Source organism: Solirubrobacter ginsenosidimutans (assembly GCF_027587205.1).
The window spans coordinates 391,753-404,628 of the sequence record NZ_JAPDOD010000001.1; the positions used below are offsets into that span (position 1 = coordinate 391,753).

Sequence of the window (12,876 nt, forward strand, 5' to 3'; positions counted from 1 at the left end):
CTATACGAGCGCCACCGTTGCGGTCGGCGAGTCTTCATTGGCGGCTTCGGCGAGCGACGCGGAGGGGAGCTTTCGCGTGAACCACAGTGAGAGCACCGCCGCGAGCGCGACCGCGCCGAGCGCCAACCGCAGGGCTTCGAGCTGGGCGTCGCCGTAGTCGTCGGCGACCGCGCTCGCCTGCGCGGGGGTGAGGCCAGCCTTCAGGACGGCGTCCTCGACGGCGGAGACCGGCACGATGTCGATGCCACCCTGGACGCTGGCGACGAGCTGTGTGCGGGCGGATTCCGGGATCGCGTCGTTCTGGCTGATGCGCTGGGTGAAGCCGGTCGCCAGCGCGCCGAGCAGGACGGCGCCGATGATCGCGGTGCCGAGCGACGAGCCGAGGTTCTGCGCCGTCCCCTGCAGCCCGCCGGCCTCGCTGGTCTGCGTGGGGGCGACGGCCGACATGATCACGTTGCCGAGCTGGGAGGCGAGCAGGCCGGCGCCCGCACCGGTCAGCGCCAGCGCCAGCTTGAAGCCGGTCTCGTTGAGCGTCACCTCGAGCGTGGCCAGCATCACGACGGCGCCGATGCTGACCGCGACCAGCCCGGCGCGCGCGACCGCGCGCGGCGATCGGCGCGCGGCGATCCGCGGACCCAGGAGGGCGAAGATCAGCATCGCGACCGACAGGGGAAGCAGGCGCTTGCCCGTCTCGAACGCGTCCAGGCCGAGCACGACCTGCAGGTACACGGGGATCACGAAGAAGGTGCCCATCAGGACGAGCTGCTGCCCGACGAGCGTGCCGAGACCGGCGCGCAGCGTCGCGATCCCCAGCAGCGCGGTGTCGAGCAGCACGTCCTGTCCGCGGCGGGCGCGCCGCGCCTCCCACGCACTGAACCCCCACAGCAGCCCGAGGCCCCCGAGCACCATGAACGGGACGACCGAGAAGCCGAGCGGCGTGATCTCCGTGCCGCCGATCGTCAGCGGGGTGCGCGACTGGACGAAGCCCCACACGCTGCTGCGCAGGATGGCGAGCACGACGATGCCCAGCCCGCACGAGGAGAGCACGACGCCCACGATGTCCAGGCGCGGCCGGTGCTCCGCGGCGGGGGCGCGCGCGATCTGCCCGCGCAGCAGGAGGATCACGATCACGACGACGGTCTCGGCGGCGAAGACGTAGCGCCACGTGAACGTCGTCGTCACCCACCCGCCGATCAAGGGGCCGGCGGCGACGGCGATCGCGGCGATCCCGCCGAGCAGCGCGTACGCCAGCGCTCGATCCTTGCCCTCATAGGTCGCGGCCGTGAGCGAGGCGATGGCCGGCACGACCAGGACCGCGCCGAACCCCTCCACGCCCGACCAGCCGACCAGCAGCACGGCCAGGTTCGGGCTGAGAGCGGTGGTGAGCGAGCCCACGCCATAGATCGCCAGCCCGATGGCGAACGCCTTGTTGCGGCCCATGATGTCGCCGAGCTTGGCGCCGAGCAGCATGAACGCCGCCATCACGAGCGTGTACAGCGTGATCGCCGTCTGGACGCCCTGGATCGACGTGTCGAGGTCTTCGACGATCTGCGAGATCGCCACGTTCATGACGCTCGAGTCGAGCACCATCACGAACTGCGCCGCCGAGAGCATGAACATCGGGATCCACTTGCGCACCGCGATTACGCTAGGCCGCCGGGGGAGCGCAACGCATCATCCGAAGCGGGTGAGCCAACGGTTTCGAGACCATTCTCCGCGACGATCGGCACGTAATGCGTGACGAGGGTGCCGGCGATGCGGTCGTGCAGTCCGCGGCGACGATCGTCGACCAGGATCAGGAGGAAGCCGGCACCGAGCGGAATCGCCGAGAGGTACATGCCCAGCAGGCGGCGCAGGGCGCGCACGAAGCCCGGCGGGGCGCCACGGCGGTCGGTCACGCGGATGCCCATGAAGCGCATGCCCGGCGTCTGCCCGGTCAGACACCAGAACACCACGAGGTAGTTGGAGATCAACACGACCCAGCCGATCGCCGCCAGGCCCGCGACGAGAATGCCGCTCGGGTTCGATTCGATGCCCAGCACGTTGGCGGCCCAGGCCAGCGCGCCGCCCAGCGCCAGCACCGCGACGTCGATGATCGCGATGTCGATCGCGAACGCCAGCACGCGGGTGGCGAAGCCGGCGAGCCGGGCGGTCTTCATGCGGGCGACGGACCTTCGTCGAAGCTCGCGAGCGGCGCGACACGCGCGTGCCGGCGCAGCAGCCGCCGAGCCACCCCTTCCATGCGGTCGTCGACGTTGGCGGTGCGGTCGCGCAACTGGTCGCTGACGTCGTCGACGAGTCCATGCGTCTGGCTGGCGAGCGCCTCGCGGACTTCGTCGCTGCGCGCGACGTGGCCGACGACGCGCTTGAGCTCCTCGCTGGCCAGCAGTTGATCGGTCGCGGCCTGCGCGAAGCGGCTCGCCAGGACCCGCTCGAGCACCTGCTCGAGCGCGGGCTGCTCGAGCACCGCGGCGACGCGCAGCTCGAACGCCGGGCTCGCGAGCGCGCGCTCGATCAGGCGGTCGATGGCGGGCTGGTCGACGACGTGGGCGAGGAGCCGCTCGACGCTGTCGTCGGCGAGGACCGCGTCGGCGACGCGGATGCCGGCGCTGCGCTCGGCGGCGATGCCGAGGACGCCCTCCAGCGCCTCGCCCTTCAGCGCCTCGGCGGTCACCCGTTCCAGCAGCCGGGCTTCGATGACCGCGCCGAAGACCCGGTCGACGACCGGGGCGCGCAGCGCCCGCGCGAACCAGTCCGAAGAGAGCTGTCCGGCGCGTGCGATGAGCCATGACTCGTCGCGGGCGCCGCGCCGCTCGGCGGCGTCGACGAGAGCGCGCGCGGGCCGGCGGACCGGCGCGGCGAACGGGGTGCGCCAGACGAAGGCGGCCGCGTGCGCGCTCGCACCGGCGACGTCCAGTGCCGGGCCGGCGAGCGAGCCGGCGACGCCGAGGGTGACGCGGCGTGTGATTACGAGGTCCATCCCGACAGCATCCGTCGTGAGAGGGCGAGTCCGAATCACCCACTTCGCATGACGACGGCTCGTGCGCCTAGAGCCAACCCTTCACGCGTGTCGATCCGGCGCCTCGTGTCGGTCGTGCGTTCCGCGGTCTCGGGCTACGGGCGTCACGCCGACGCGCAGTTCGCCGCCGCGCTCGCCTATCGCGCGCTGTTCTCGATCGTCCCGTTCGTCGCGCTGCTCGCCTCCGTGCTCGACCTGGTCCTCCCGGCGAGCGCCCGCGAAGACGTGGTCGATTGGCTGCTGGGCGCCGTGCCGGGCGTCGAGTTGCAGGCCAGCGTCGACCGCGAGCTCGAGAGCTCGGGCGCATTGACGTCGGTCGCGGGTCTCGTCTCCTTCGGCCTGCTGATGTGGTCGGCCAGCGGGATGACGGGCTCGCTGCGGGTCGCGCTCGCGATCATCTGGGAGGGCGACAGCAAGGCCGCGTTCGTGCGGGCCAAGCTGCGCGACATCGTGGCGCTGGGCGTGCTGGCGACGCTCGTGATCGCCGGCTTCGCGCTCTCGCTGCTGACGCAGGTGGCGATCCAGGCCGGCGTCCACGCCACCGACGCCATCGGGCTCGAGCGCGCGGGCAAGCTCGTCAGCGTGGGCGTCGAGTTGGCGGGCTCGGGGGTGATCACGTTCGCCGCGCTGCTGATCGTCTACGGGCTCGCCCCGCCGGTCCGCCTGCCGTTCGCCGCGCTCTGGCAGAGCGCGCTCGTGACCACGCTGGCGATCGACGTCGGCGTCGCGGGCTACGCGTTCTACCTCGTCCGGATCGCGAGCTTCAGCACCATCTACGGTCCGCTCGGCGCCGTCCTCGCGTTCCTGGCGCTGCTGTATTTCGTCGCGATATTGGTGCTGTTCGGAGGCGAACTGGTGATGGCGACGTCGCGCGCCGGGGAGCGCGACCGGGTCGAAGAGCGGGTCTAGCGGGCCGAGGCGACAGAGCCGAGCCGAGCGGCGGGCTCACGGCAGCCCAGGACGGGTGGCTCGCCACTCCCGCCTCCCTCACCGGAGCAGTTGACTTTCGTCCTATGCGAGGCGGGCGCGGCGGGCGGCGCGCACCTGGTGCCGCGCCAGCAGCGCGCCGGCGAGCGCGGTCGCCGCGTAGAGCGAGATGGCGAGCAGGCCGCGCCCCGAGAACGGCGCGCTCAGCGCGCCGCCGAGTGCGACGTAGGCAACCGTCTTGGGGACGGCGCCGAGCGCCACGGCGGCGGCGAAGGCGCGCAGCTTCATCGGGGTCAGGCCCGCGGCGTAGTTGAGGACGCTGGCGGGGGTGCCGGGCAGCAGTCGCGCGGTCAGGACGGCGCTGAAGCCACGCTCGGCGATCCACGTGCGCCAGTGCGTCGCGCGCGGCCCGAGCAGCCTGCTGATCGGTCTCGCGCCGACGCCGCGAGCGAGCAGGAAGGCGAGAACGGCACCGAGCGTCGCGGCGGTGAGCGTGAGCGCGATCCCTCCCGCCACGCCGAACACGACGCCGGCGGCGGCGGCGATCACCTGGCCCGGGAACATCACGCAGGTCGAGACGGCGGCGAACAGCACGAACAGCACCGGCGCGGCCGGGCCGGCGGACCGCGCCCAGGTCACGAGCTGCGAGGGGGCGGGAACGCCGACGGTCAGCGCCAGCACGCCGACGAGCGCCACGAGCGCCAGCACGGCCAGACCGAGGCGGGCGAGAGCACGGCGACGAGCGGGATCAGCGGGCAGGCGAGGCACTACAGAAGGTAACCGGCCACCCATCGCAAGTTACGGGCCGGCACGGTTGCGACGCACGTTTCCCCCCGAACGGGTGATGCCGGGTCATGCCGTCGCGCACGATGCTGCGGCGGTCTCGTGACGAACACCGTCCTTTCCCCGCCGCCGGCGCCGGTCGAACCACGTCATCGCTGGCTGCCGTTCGGCGACCGGTCACGGTCCTCGCGTCTGCGCAAGGTGCTGGCGTGGCTGGCGGGCCTCGTGCTCGTGCTCGTCGTCCTCGAGTTGCTCGGCGTCGACGTCCTCGGGTGGTTCTCGGACCTCTGGGACGCGCTGAGCGCGATCGGCTTCGGCTACCTGGTCGCGGGCTGGACGCTGCAGAGCCTCAAGACCGGGCTGACGGCGTTCGCCTGGTACTCGATCCTGCGCGTCGCGTTCCCGGCCGGACGGGTCGCATTTCTGCAGATCCTCGCCGCGTACGCGGCGGGCGTCGCACTGAACGGCTTCCTGCCCGCCAACCTCGGCACCGTCGTCACGCTGCTGATGTACGTGGCGATCATCCCCGGCGCCAACCTGCCGGGCGTGCTCGGCGGCATGGTCGTGCACAAGATCTTCTTCAGCTTCGCGGGCGCGTTCGTCTACGTCTACCTGATCGTCTCGGCGTCGGGGTCGCTGGATATCGACCTTCCCGACCTCGGAGGTCACCCCGTGCTGCTCCTCGGGGCGCTCGCCGGCGCCGCGCTGCTGCTGGTCATCCTCGGCCGGACCTTCTGGCGCAAGCTCAGAGGGCTCTGGGCCGAGGCGGTCCAGGGCGGAGCGATCCTCGCCCAGCCCCGGGAGTACGCGCTCAAGGTCGCGCTGCCGTCGTTCGGCGCATGGCTGGCCAAGCTCGGGGTGATCGCCGTCTTCCTCGCCGGCTATGGCATCACCGTCACCTTCCACACCGTGATGTCAGTCGTGGGGAGCGGGTCGATCGCCAACGTCGTCTCGGTCACGCCCGGCGGAGTCGGGGTCAACCAGGCGGCCGACGTCGCGGCGCTCAGCGGCGTGACCGATACCGCCACCGCGACGGCGTACTCGATCGGCCAGCAACTCGCGATCACCGCCTGGAACGTCGCCTTCGCCCTCGTCCTCGTCGTCTGGGCCTTCGGCTGGACGGGCGGCAAGCTCCTCGTCGAGCAGTCCTACGCCGACGCGAAGGTCAAGGTCGAAGAGCAGAAGGTCCGCCGCGCCGAGACGAAGGCGACCAAGCGTGCGCGGTGAGCTGCGCGAGCACCGTTCCCAGCAACGCGCCGGCGACGACGTCGCCCGGGTAGTGGACCCCGGTGTGCACGCGCGAGTAGGCCACGATCGCCGCGAGCCCGTGCAGCGGGATCGCGGCCGGTGCGAGCACGTGGCCGACGCCCGTCGCGAAGGCGAAGGCGGTCGCGGAATGCCCGGAGGGAAACGAGGTGGAGGACGGCATCCGCACGTGGCGGGCGGCCGGGACCCGCTCCACGGCGCGGTCCGGGCGCGAGCGGCGGCCGAGCGGCTTGACCCCGAGATTGACCACCGCGGCCGTCACGCCGACCGAGGCGAGGCCGACGGCGGCGGCGCGCCTCCCGCGGCGCCCACCGGTCACGGCCAACGCCGCGGCGGCGGCCAGCGAGAGGCGGGAGTAGTTCGCGCCCTCGGACAGCCGCGCCATCGCACGGTCCAGCGCGGGCGTCGGCGTCTGTGCGATCGCGGCGTAGAGCGCCACGTCGACGCGCTCTATGTCCTCCAGCCAGCGAGCGGGTTCCACGGATGAGTGATCCTACGGCCGACGAGCCCGCGAAGGCGACCGGGAAGGCCGACGACACCGGCGCGGCGAGCCGCACCGGGATGGCCGCCGAGCGCACGTGGCTCGCGTGGTGGCGGACCGCGCTGGCCTCCACCGCGGGCGCGCTCGCCGTCGGGCGGCTCGCTCCCGACCTGCTGCAGGTGGCCGCGTGGCCGTACGTCGTGCTCGGCTGCGGCTACGCATTGATCGCGATCGCCCTGTTGCTCATCGGCGCGTCGCGCCAGCGCAAGCTCGAGCGCGCGCTGCAGCGTGGCGAACGCGCCCCGCTGTCGTTCGCACTGGTCGCCACCTTCACGTTCAGCGGAACGATCCTGGCCGTCCTGACGATCATTCTGGTACTTGCACAGCTGTAGCCGGAGCGGGCTCCGCGTCGACCCACACGGCCGGCGCGGCGCGGCGGAGACGGTGCTCCGCGGCGGGCACGCTCTCCATCGCCGGTCGCGCATCGCTCGGGTGCGCGTGCCACCAGCGCACGTAACGCCCCGTCAGCGGACGCGCGGTGATGCCATGGGCATACACGGAGAGCGCGATGGTCACCGTGATCGCGAGCAGCAGCGTCGAGAGGTGCGGCAGCGCCGTGTCGTCGAGGAGGATCACGGCGAACACGATCGACGCGAGGCCACGCGGCCCGAACCAGCCCACGAACCCCACGGTCCGCGAGCGAGCGCCGGTTCCCAGCATCGCGAGCGCGACCGGCAGCATGCGCACGACCGTCAGGCTGAGCAGCGCGTAGAGCGCGACCTGCCAGGTGACATCGTCCAGCACCGGGCCGAGGATCACCGCACCGAAGACGATGAACGTGACGGCGTTGAACACCTCGCCGCCTTCGTCGACGAGGTACGTCACCTCACCACCCGTGTCCGCTCGCAGCGTGCCGAAGACGAAGCCGCCGGTGAACGCGGCGATGAAGATGCTCCCGCCGAGCCCGCTCGCGATGCCGGCGGCGAGGAAGGCCGAGGCCACGCTGAGGATCTGCAGCCAGTGCGGCTCGATCAGCCTCCGGCTCGCGGCGAACCGCAAGGCGAGGCCGCCCAGCGCTCCGGCCGCGACGCCGCCGATCAGCCCGTAGCCGATCTGCTCGAACACGAGCTGGGCCGCCGAGGCGGCGGAGGCCTCGCCCGCGTCCGTCTCGGCGAACGCGACCGCGATGAAGAACAGCGGCACGCAGAGCCCGTCGTTGAGCCCGCTCTCGACGTTCAGCCCTTGTCGGATCCGGGACGGGACACGCTCGTCCGACACCACCGCCTGACCGAGCGCGGCGTCGGTGCAGGCGAGCACGATGGCGAGCACGAAGGCCTCGGTGAGGCTGACGGAAGGCAGCAGCGCGCCACCGAGCAGGCCTCCGGCGACGATCGTGAGCGGCAGGCCGACCCCGAGGAGCCGGACCGGCACCGCGTACTCGTGGCGCAGGGCCTTCAACGAGATCCGCGAGGCGTCGGCGAACAGCACCAGGGTCAGCGTGATCTCGGCGAGCAGCTTGACCTCCTCGCCATGCAGGTCGAGGTCGATCAGCCCCAGCACCGGTCCGGCGAGCAGACCGGTGGTGGTGAAGAACATCGCGCCGGACACGTTGAGACCGTCCAAGCGCCGCGAGGCCACCGCGAAGGCCAGCAGCAGCGCCGCGATCGTCGCCAGAGCCCACGTCATGATGCGTCGTGTCCCATGCGGGCGAGGCTGACGGCTCGCGTGGCGACGCGCATCACCCGGATCACACGATCCGCGACCCGTGCCGGTAGGCTGAGCGCGCCGTCTCCCCGCCGGCCCGCTCGAAGGACGCCCCAATGAGCACGCAGGTTCAGCCGTCGTCCATCTCCCTCGCGCCCCGACCGGCCGTGAGCAGCCGCCCGAGGCGCACCGCCGCGTACGTCGGCGGAGTCGTGCTGCTGGCGCTGGCCTACTACGGCGCGGCCAAGGTCGGTCAATCGCTGCGCTACACGGCGTCGGTGGCCGCGATGTGGCCACCGGCCGGCGTCGGCATCGCCGCCCTGTACCTGTGGGGCCTGCGCTGGTGGCCGGGCGTCCTGCTCGGCGACCTCGTGGTCAACGCCGAGCAGCACTTCTCGGATCCGGCGATCCCGCTGGGCAGCCTGCTCGGCCAGCAGACCGGAAACATGGTCGAGATCGTGCTCGGCGCGGCGTTGCTCACCCACCTGATCGGCCGCCGTGCGGCGCTGGATCGGGTCGAGCAGGTGATCGGAATGCTCGCCGCGCTCGCGGCCGCGGCCGCGACCAGCGCCACGGTGGGAACGCTGTCGATGCTCGCGGGCGGAGTCGTCGACGGTTCCGATGCGCCGACGTTCTGGCGCACGTGGTGGCTCGGCGATCTCTCCGGCGCGCTCGTGGTCGTGGCCGCCGCGCTGGCCTGGAGCGCCGCCCCCGCCGCCGCGTGGTGCCGCCTGCGCACGCGCGAGGGCGCGCTGATGATCACCGCGGTCGTCCTGCTGGGCGTGCTCGCCGTCACGATCGAGGAACCGGTGACCTACGTGGTCTTCCCGGCGCTGATCTGGGCGGCGTTGCGCTTCGGGCCGCCGGGAGCCGCGCTGGCGATGGTGATCGCCAGCGGGCTGGCGATCGGGATCACGGCTGCCGAGGTCGGTCCCTTCGCCCAGCAGACGATCGACCACCGCACGCTCGCCACCCAGCTCTTCATCGCCGTGACCGCGCTCACGACGCTGATCCTGAGCGCGGTCGTCTGCGAGCGCGAGCGGTCGGCGAAGGCGTTGACGGACGCGAAGCTCCGCGAAGGCGAGCGAGCGATCGCGGAACGTCAGCGGATCGCCCGCGAGCTGCACGACTCGGTCTCGCAGGCGCTGTTCTCGACGCTCCTGCACACGCGGATGGCGCAGCGCTCGCTTCGCGCTTCGGGCGCCGAGCCGTCGTCCCCGCCGGCCCAGGCATTGAACACCATCGCGGACCTGACGCGCGACGCGCAGACCGAGATGCGCGCACTGATCTCCGAGTTGGGCCGGGACCCGCTGGCCGGCGGCCTCGTGCCGGCCCTGCAGCGACACGTCGCGAAGGTCGCCGAGCAGGACGGGCTCGACGTGCGGCTCGACGTGCCGCACGACCACCCCGCGCTGGAGATCCGTACCGAGTCGCACCTGTTCGGCATCGCCCGCGAGGGACTCGCCAACGCCGTCAAGCACGCGGGGGCCACGAGGGCGTGGATCAGCCTGCAGGTCCTGTCGGACCGCCTCGTGCTCGAGATCGGTGACGACGGCCGCGGCTTCGACCCGACCGCCGAGTACCCCGATCACTTCGGGCTGGAGTCGATGCGCACCCGTGCCGCCGAGATCGACGCGCGGCTGACGATCACGAGCGGCCCCGGGAAGGGCACGCTCGTGCGCGCGGAACTCGCCTCACCCCGGGCGAGCTGAGGCGGCGACCTCCACGAGCTCGCGGCTGAGCGTGGTCAGCGACGCGGCGTCCACGAACGTGCTGGCCATTTCGGTCCCGCCGATCCGCGAGACCGCGTCGTCGAGCGTGCGCGCCCAGTCGTGTCCGACGAGCACCGCGGCCAGTGCGTCGCCCGGCCCGAGGGTCTCGGCGAGCGAGCCGATCAGCTCCCCCGATGGGCCCGCACGCGCGCGCCGCGTGATGCGGCGGCGCTCGGCGACGTCGAGCCGGAAGCCGATCAGCGGCCCGCTGAAGCCGCCGGCGCCGGTCCGATGGAGCTCGATGGCGAAGATCTCACCGGTCGCCTGGTCGGTGCCGACGAAGAGCACGTCGAGCACCCGCAGCGCGCCTCCGGTCTCGATCCGGTCGAGCGCGCCCAGGAGTTGGCCTTCGAATTCTGCGCTCGAGCCGAACCGGTACACGAGCAGTTGCGCGTGAGCCGTCATGGTGCGTGTCAGGCGAGTGCCTTCGCCTTCAGCTGGTCGAACTCCGCCTGCGTGAGCGCCCCGCTGTCGAGCAGCGACTTGGCCTTTGCGATCTCACCCGCCGCACCCCCGTTGCTGGCCGGGGCGTAACGCTCGGCCGCCGACTGCGCACGCTCGACGTTGCGCTTGCCCATGCCATCGCCGTTGACGATCAGATACGCGAGCACGCCCAGGAACGGCACGAAGATCAGGACCACCAACCACAGCGCCTTGACCCAGCCGGACGCGTCATGGCGCCGGAACAGGTCGATGACGATGGTGACGAGGATCGAGATCCACGCGACCCAGAAGAAGAACAGGATCATCGTCCAGAACACGTCCAGGAACGGATAATCGGCGGCGAGCACCATCGAGACGGCCTCCTTGAGGTTGGAAAAGCCACGTCAGCATTCCGTGGGGGAGCACGTCGCACATCATCCGAAGGGGATGAACGCAGCTTTGGAAAGTCGTGTCACACGCCGGAGTCGGGGCACTAAGTCCTTGTAGGAATGGACGGACGCTCCGACGATGACCTCCTCGCCGCGACCCGCGGCGAGCCGGAAGCCTTCGCGGTCTTCTATCGCAGGCATGTGCACGGGCTGCTCGCGTACTTCGTGCGGCGCACGCGCGATGCCGATCTCGCGGCGGATCTGACCGCGGAGACCTTCGCGGCCGCCCTGGACGGCGCACACCGGCACCGGCCTGAGAAAGGGCCGGGCGCCGCGTGGCTGTACGGGATCGCCAAACGGATCCTGGTCAGCGCCGCCCAGCAGGGCGCCGTCGAAGACCGTGCCCGCCGCCGTCTCGGCATGAACCCGGTCGCGATCTCCGATGGTGATCTGGAGCGCGTCGAGGCACTCGCCACCGCCGAGGCGGTGACCGCGCAGCTGCAGCAGGGGCTCAAGGAGCTCCCGAGAGCGCAGCGCGAAGCGGTGCTGGCACGCGTGCTCGCCGAGGACGAGTACGCGGATATCGCGGCGCGCGCGCGGACATCGGAGCTCGTCATCCGCAAGCGCGTTCAACGTGGCCTCGCGGGCCTGCGCCAACGTCTCGAAGGGACTGGAGCATGAGCGACTTCATCTGCGATCTGGAGCGAGAGCTGATCTCAGCCGCCCATCGCCGCGCGCGGCGGACCCGCCGCGTCCACTGGCGTCCCCCGGTGGCCACCATGACGGCGCTCGTCGCGGTAGCCGTCGCCGTGTTCGCGTTGCCGTCGAGCCCGTCCCGTCAAACCGCAAGCACCACCGTCGCGACCGCGAACTCGTGCGCCTTCCCGGACGCCACGCTGCTTCTGCGCGACGAGCCCTGTACCGCGAACCCCTTCAGGCCATGATCAGAACTGCGCTCGTCTTCGTCGCCCTCGTCTCTACCGGGGCCGTCTTCGCCTCCTGCGGGGGAGTCCCCGGCAACGCCGTCGCCACGGTCGACGGCGAACCGATCAAGAAATCGGACTTCACGTACTACCTGAACGTCGCCGCGAAGTCGGGCCAGCCGAATGCCGCGGTGCCTGACCCCGAAAGCGACTACGCGAAGTGCGTCGCGGCCAAGCGCAAGGCCACGCCGGCGCCCGCCAAGGGCCAGCCGAAGGTGACCGACGCGCAGCTCAAGACACAGTGCAAGCAGGAGTACGAGCAACTCCGCAACCAGGTCGTGCAGCTGCTGCTCGGCAACCGCTGGATCGAGGGGGAGGCCGAGGCCCAAGGCGTCACGGTCACCGACGCCGAGGTCAAGAAGTCCTTCGACACGCAGAAGAAGCAGAGTTTCCCGAAGGAGGAGGACTACAAGAAGTTCCTCCAGACCTCCGGCCAGACGGAGCCGCAGCTCTTGAAACGGATCAAGGTCGAGCTGCTCTCGAACAAGATCCGCGACAAGGTCATCAAGGGCAAGGGCACGGTCTCTGACGCGGCGATCGCGGACTTCTACAACAAGAACAAGGCGCAGTTCGCGCAGCCCGAGAAGCGTGACCTGCGGGTCGTGCTGACCAAGGACAAGGCGACGGCCGACAAGGCCCGCGCCGCGCTCGACAGTGGCGACTCGTGGGCGACGGTCGCGAAGAAGTACTCGATCGATGACACCTCCAAGGCGGCGGGCGGCAAGCTGCCCGCGCAGGCCAAGGGCACGCTGGACAAGGAGCTGGACACCGCGGTGTTCTCGGCGTCCAAGAACGAGCTCGAGGGTCCGATCAAGACGCAGTACGGCTATTACGTCTTCGCGGTGACGGCGATCACCGCGGCCAGTCAGCAGACGCTGCCTGAGGCCAAGGAGACGATCAAGCAGACCTTGCAGTCCCAGAACCAGCAGAAGGTGCTGGACACCTTCGTGAAGGACTTCACGAAGCGCTGGAAGGACAAGACGGAGTGCTCGAAGGACTACACGACCTCCGACTGCAAGAACGGCCCGAAGGCCACGCCGACCCCCACGGCCCCGGCCACGGACCCGACCCAGCAGGTCCCGGCCGAGACGGCGACGCCCGCCGCCACGACCGGGAAGTAGATCGCCCG

Annotated in this window: 15 protein-coding genes; 7 read left to right on the forward strand and 8 right to left on the reverse strand. The window is 71.1% G+C overall.

What is annotated here, in order from left to right; translation table 11 throughout:
• Genes OM076_RS01685 through OM076_RS01695 form a run of 3 tightly spaced genes read right to left on the reverse strand, consistent with a single transcriptional unit; the run spans position 1 to position 2,980 of the window.
• A complete protein-coding gene (locus tag OM076_RS01685; RefSeq protein ID WP_270037607.1) occupies positions 1 to 1,638 on the reverse strand; it encodes an MFS transporter in 1,638 nt (545 codons plus the stop codon).
• Positions 1,639 to 1,643: 5 nt separating this feature from the next.
• The gene (locus OM076_RS01690; protein WP_270037608.1) at positions 1,644 to 2,159 is read right to left on the reverse strand and encodes an RDD family protein; all 516 of its coding nucleotides are present in this window, start codon (positions 2,157 to 2,159) and stop codon (positions 1,644 to 1,646) included.
• On the reverse strand, positions 2,156 to 2,980 hold the full coding sequence (locus OM076_RS01695; protein ID WP_270037610.1) for a hypothetical protein: 825 nt from the start codon (positions 2,978 to 2,980) through the stop codon (positions 2,156 to 2,158). The genes OM076_RS01690 and OM076_RS01695 overlap by 4 nt, the downstream gene beginning before the upstream one ends.
• Positions 2,981 to 3,067: 87 nt before the next feature.
• Between OM076_RS01695 and OM076_RS01700 the strand changes: the two genes are divergently transcribed.
• A complete protein-coding gene (locus OM076_RS01700) occupies positions 3,068 to 3,928 on the forward strand; it encodes a YihY/virulence factor BrkB family protein (RefSeq protein ID WP_270037612.1) in 861 nt (286 codons plus the stop codon).
• 102 nt (positions 3,929 to 4,030) lie between these two features.
• Here the strand turns inward: OM076_RS01700 and OM076_RS01705 are convergent, their stop codons facing one another.
• Positions 4,031 to 4,714 carry a TVP38/TMEM64 family protein gene (locus OM076_RS01705; RefSeq protein WP_270037614.1) on the reverse strand — a complete coding sequence of 228 codons (684 nt, stop codon included), beginning with the start codon at positions 4,712 to 4,714 and terminating at the stop codon, positions 4,031 to 4,033.
• A gap of 117 nt (positions 4,715 to 4,831) precedes the next feature.
• On the opposite strand from OM076_RS01705, the gene OM076_RS01710 reads away from it, so the two are divergent.
• Positions 4,832 to 5,956, forward strand: a complete 1,125-nt coding sequence (locus OM076_RS01710; protein ID WP_270037616.1) for a lysylphosphatidylglycerol synthase domain-containing protein — start codon at positions 4,832 to 4,834, stop codon at positions 5,954 to 5,956.
• On the opposite strand, the gene OM076_RS01715 is transcribed toward OM076_RS01710, so the two are convergent.
• Positions 5,895 to 6,476, reverse strand: a complete 582-nt coding sequence (locus tag OM076_RS01715; RefSeq protein ID WP_270037618.1) for a phosphatase PAP2 family protein — start codon at positions 6,474 to 6,476, stop codon at positions 5,895 to 5,897. The two genes, OM076_RS01710 and OM076_RS01715, sit on opposite strands and share 62 nt — an antisense overlap.
• 2 nt (positions 6,477 to 6,478) lie before the next feature.
• Here OM076_RS01715 and OM076_RS01720 point away from each other — a divergent pair, with 2 nt between their 5' ends.
• Positions 6,479 to 6,868, forward strand: a complete 390-nt coding sequence (locus tag OM076_RS01720; protein WP_270037619.1) for a YidH family protein — start codon at positions 6,479 to 6,481, stop codon at positions 6,866 to 6,868.
• On the opposite strand, the gene OM076_RS01725 is transcribed toward OM076_RS01720, so the two are convergent.
• Positions 6,843 to 8,162 carry a cation:proton antiporter gene (locus OM076_RS01725; RefSeq protein WP_270037620.1) on the reverse strand — a complete coding sequence of 440 codons (1,320 nt, stop codon included), beginning with the start codon at positions 8,160 to 8,162 and terminating at the stop codon, positions 6,843 to 6,845. The genes OM076_RS01720 and OM076_RS01725 overlap by 26 nt on opposite strands.
• A 134-nt stretch (positions 8,163 to 8,296) precedes the next feature.
• Here OM076_RS01725 and OM076_RS01730 point away from each other — a divergent pair, with 134 nt between their 5' ends.
• Complete coding sequence (locus OM076_RS01730; RefSeq protein ID WP_270037621.1) at positions 8,297 to 9,892, forward strand: sensor histidine kinase; 1,596 nt, start codon at positions 8,297 to 8,299, stop codon at positions 9,890 to 9,892.
• On the opposite strand, the gene OM076_RS01735 is transcribed toward OM076_RS01730, so the two are convergent.
• Together OM076_RS01735 and OM076_RS01740 are read right to left on the reverse strand one after the other, a co-directional pair.
• Positions 9,875 to 10,357, reverse strand: coding sequence for a hypothetical protein (locus OM076_RS01735; protein ID WP_270037622.1), 483 nt, complete (start codon positions 10,355 to 10,357; stop codon positions 9,875 to 9,877). The genes OM076_RS01730 and OM076_RS01735 overlap by 18 nt on opposite strands.
• Before the next feature lie 8 nt (positions 10,358 to 10,365).
• Complete coding sequence (locus OM076_RS01740; protein WP_270037623.1) at positions 10,366 to 10,746, reverse strand: SHOCT domain-containing protein; 381 nt, start codon at positions 10,744 to 10,746, stop codon at positions 10,366 to 10,368.
• A 138-nt stretch (positions 10,747 to 10,884) separates the two neighbouring features.
• On the opposite strand from OM076_RS01740, the gene OM076_RS01745 reads away from it, so the two are divergent.
• From OM076_RS01745 to OM076_RS01755, 3 genes are read left to right on the forward strand one after another with little or no spacing between them, the layout of a single operon-like run.
• Positions 10,885 to 11,445, forward strand: coding sequence for an RNA polymerase sigma factor (locus tag OM076_RS01745; RefSeq protein ID WP_270037624.1), 561 nt, complete (start codon positions 10,885 to 10,887; stop codon positions 11,443 to 11,445).
• Positions 11,442 to 11,708, forward strand: coding sequence for a hypothetical protein (locus OM076_RS01750; RefSeq protein ID WP_270037625.1), 267 nt, complete (start codon positions 11,442 to 11,444; stop codon positions 11,706 to 11,708). The genes OM076_RS01745 and OM076_RS01750 overlap by 4 nt, the downstream gene beginning before the upstream one ends.
• Positions 11,705 to 12,868 carry a peptidyl-prolyl cis-trans isomerase gene (locus tag OM076_RS01755; protein ID WP_270037626.1) on the forward strand — a complete coding sequence of 388 codons (1,164 nt, stop codon included), beginning with the start codon at positions 11,705 to 11,707 and terminating at the stop codon, positions 12,866 to 12,868. The genes OM076_RS01750 and OM076_RS01755 overlap by 4 nt, the downstream gene beginning before the upstream one ends.
• The last annotated feature ends 8 nt before the right edge of the window (positions 12,869 to 12,876 follow it).

Excerpts from the sequence above, each read along its gene's own strand:
- OM076_RS01690 (WP_270037608.1), bottom strand. The coding sequence starts at position 2,159 with ATGAAGACCGCCCGGCTCGCCGGCTTCGCCACCCGCGTGCTGGCGTTC.
- OM076_RS01695 (WP_270037610.1), bottom strand. The coding sequence starts at position 2,980 with ATGGACCTCGTAATCACACGCCGCGTCACCCTCGGCGTCGCCGGCTCG.
- OM076_RS01720 (WP_270037619.1), top strand. The coding sequence starts at position 6,479 with ATGAGTGATCCTACGGCCGACGAGCCCGCGAAGGCGACCGGGAAGGCC.
- OM076_RS01725 (WP_270037620.1), bottom strand. The coding sequence starts at position 8,162 with ATGACGTGGGCTCTGGCGACGATCGCGGCGCTGCTGCTGGCCTTCGCG.
- OM076_RS01730 (WP_270037621.1), top strand. The coding sequence starts at position 8,297 with ATGAGCACGCAGGTTCAGCCGTCGTCCATCTCCCTCGCGCCCCGACCG.
- OM076_RS01735 (WP_270037622.1), bottom strand. The coding sequence starts at position 10,357 with ATGACGGCTCACGCGCAACTGCTCGTGTACCGGTTCGGCTCGAGCGCA.
- OM076_RS01740 (WP_270037623.1), bottom strand. The coding sequence starts at position 10,746 with ATGGTGCTCGCCGCCGATTATCCGTTCCTGGACGTGTTCTGGACGATG.
- OM076_RS01745 (WP_270037624.1), top strand. The coding sequence starts at position 10,885 with ATGGACGGACGCTCCGACGATGACCTCCTCGCCGCGACCCGCGGCGAG.
- OM076_RS01750 (WP_270037625.1), top strand. The coding sequence starts at position 11,442 with ATGAGCGACTTCATCTGCGATCTGGAGCGAGAGCTGATCTCAGCCGCC.
- OM076_RS01755 (WP_270037626.1), top strand. The coding sequence starts at position 11,705 with ATGATCAGAACTGCGCTCGTCTTCGTCGCCCTCGTCTCTACCGGGGCC.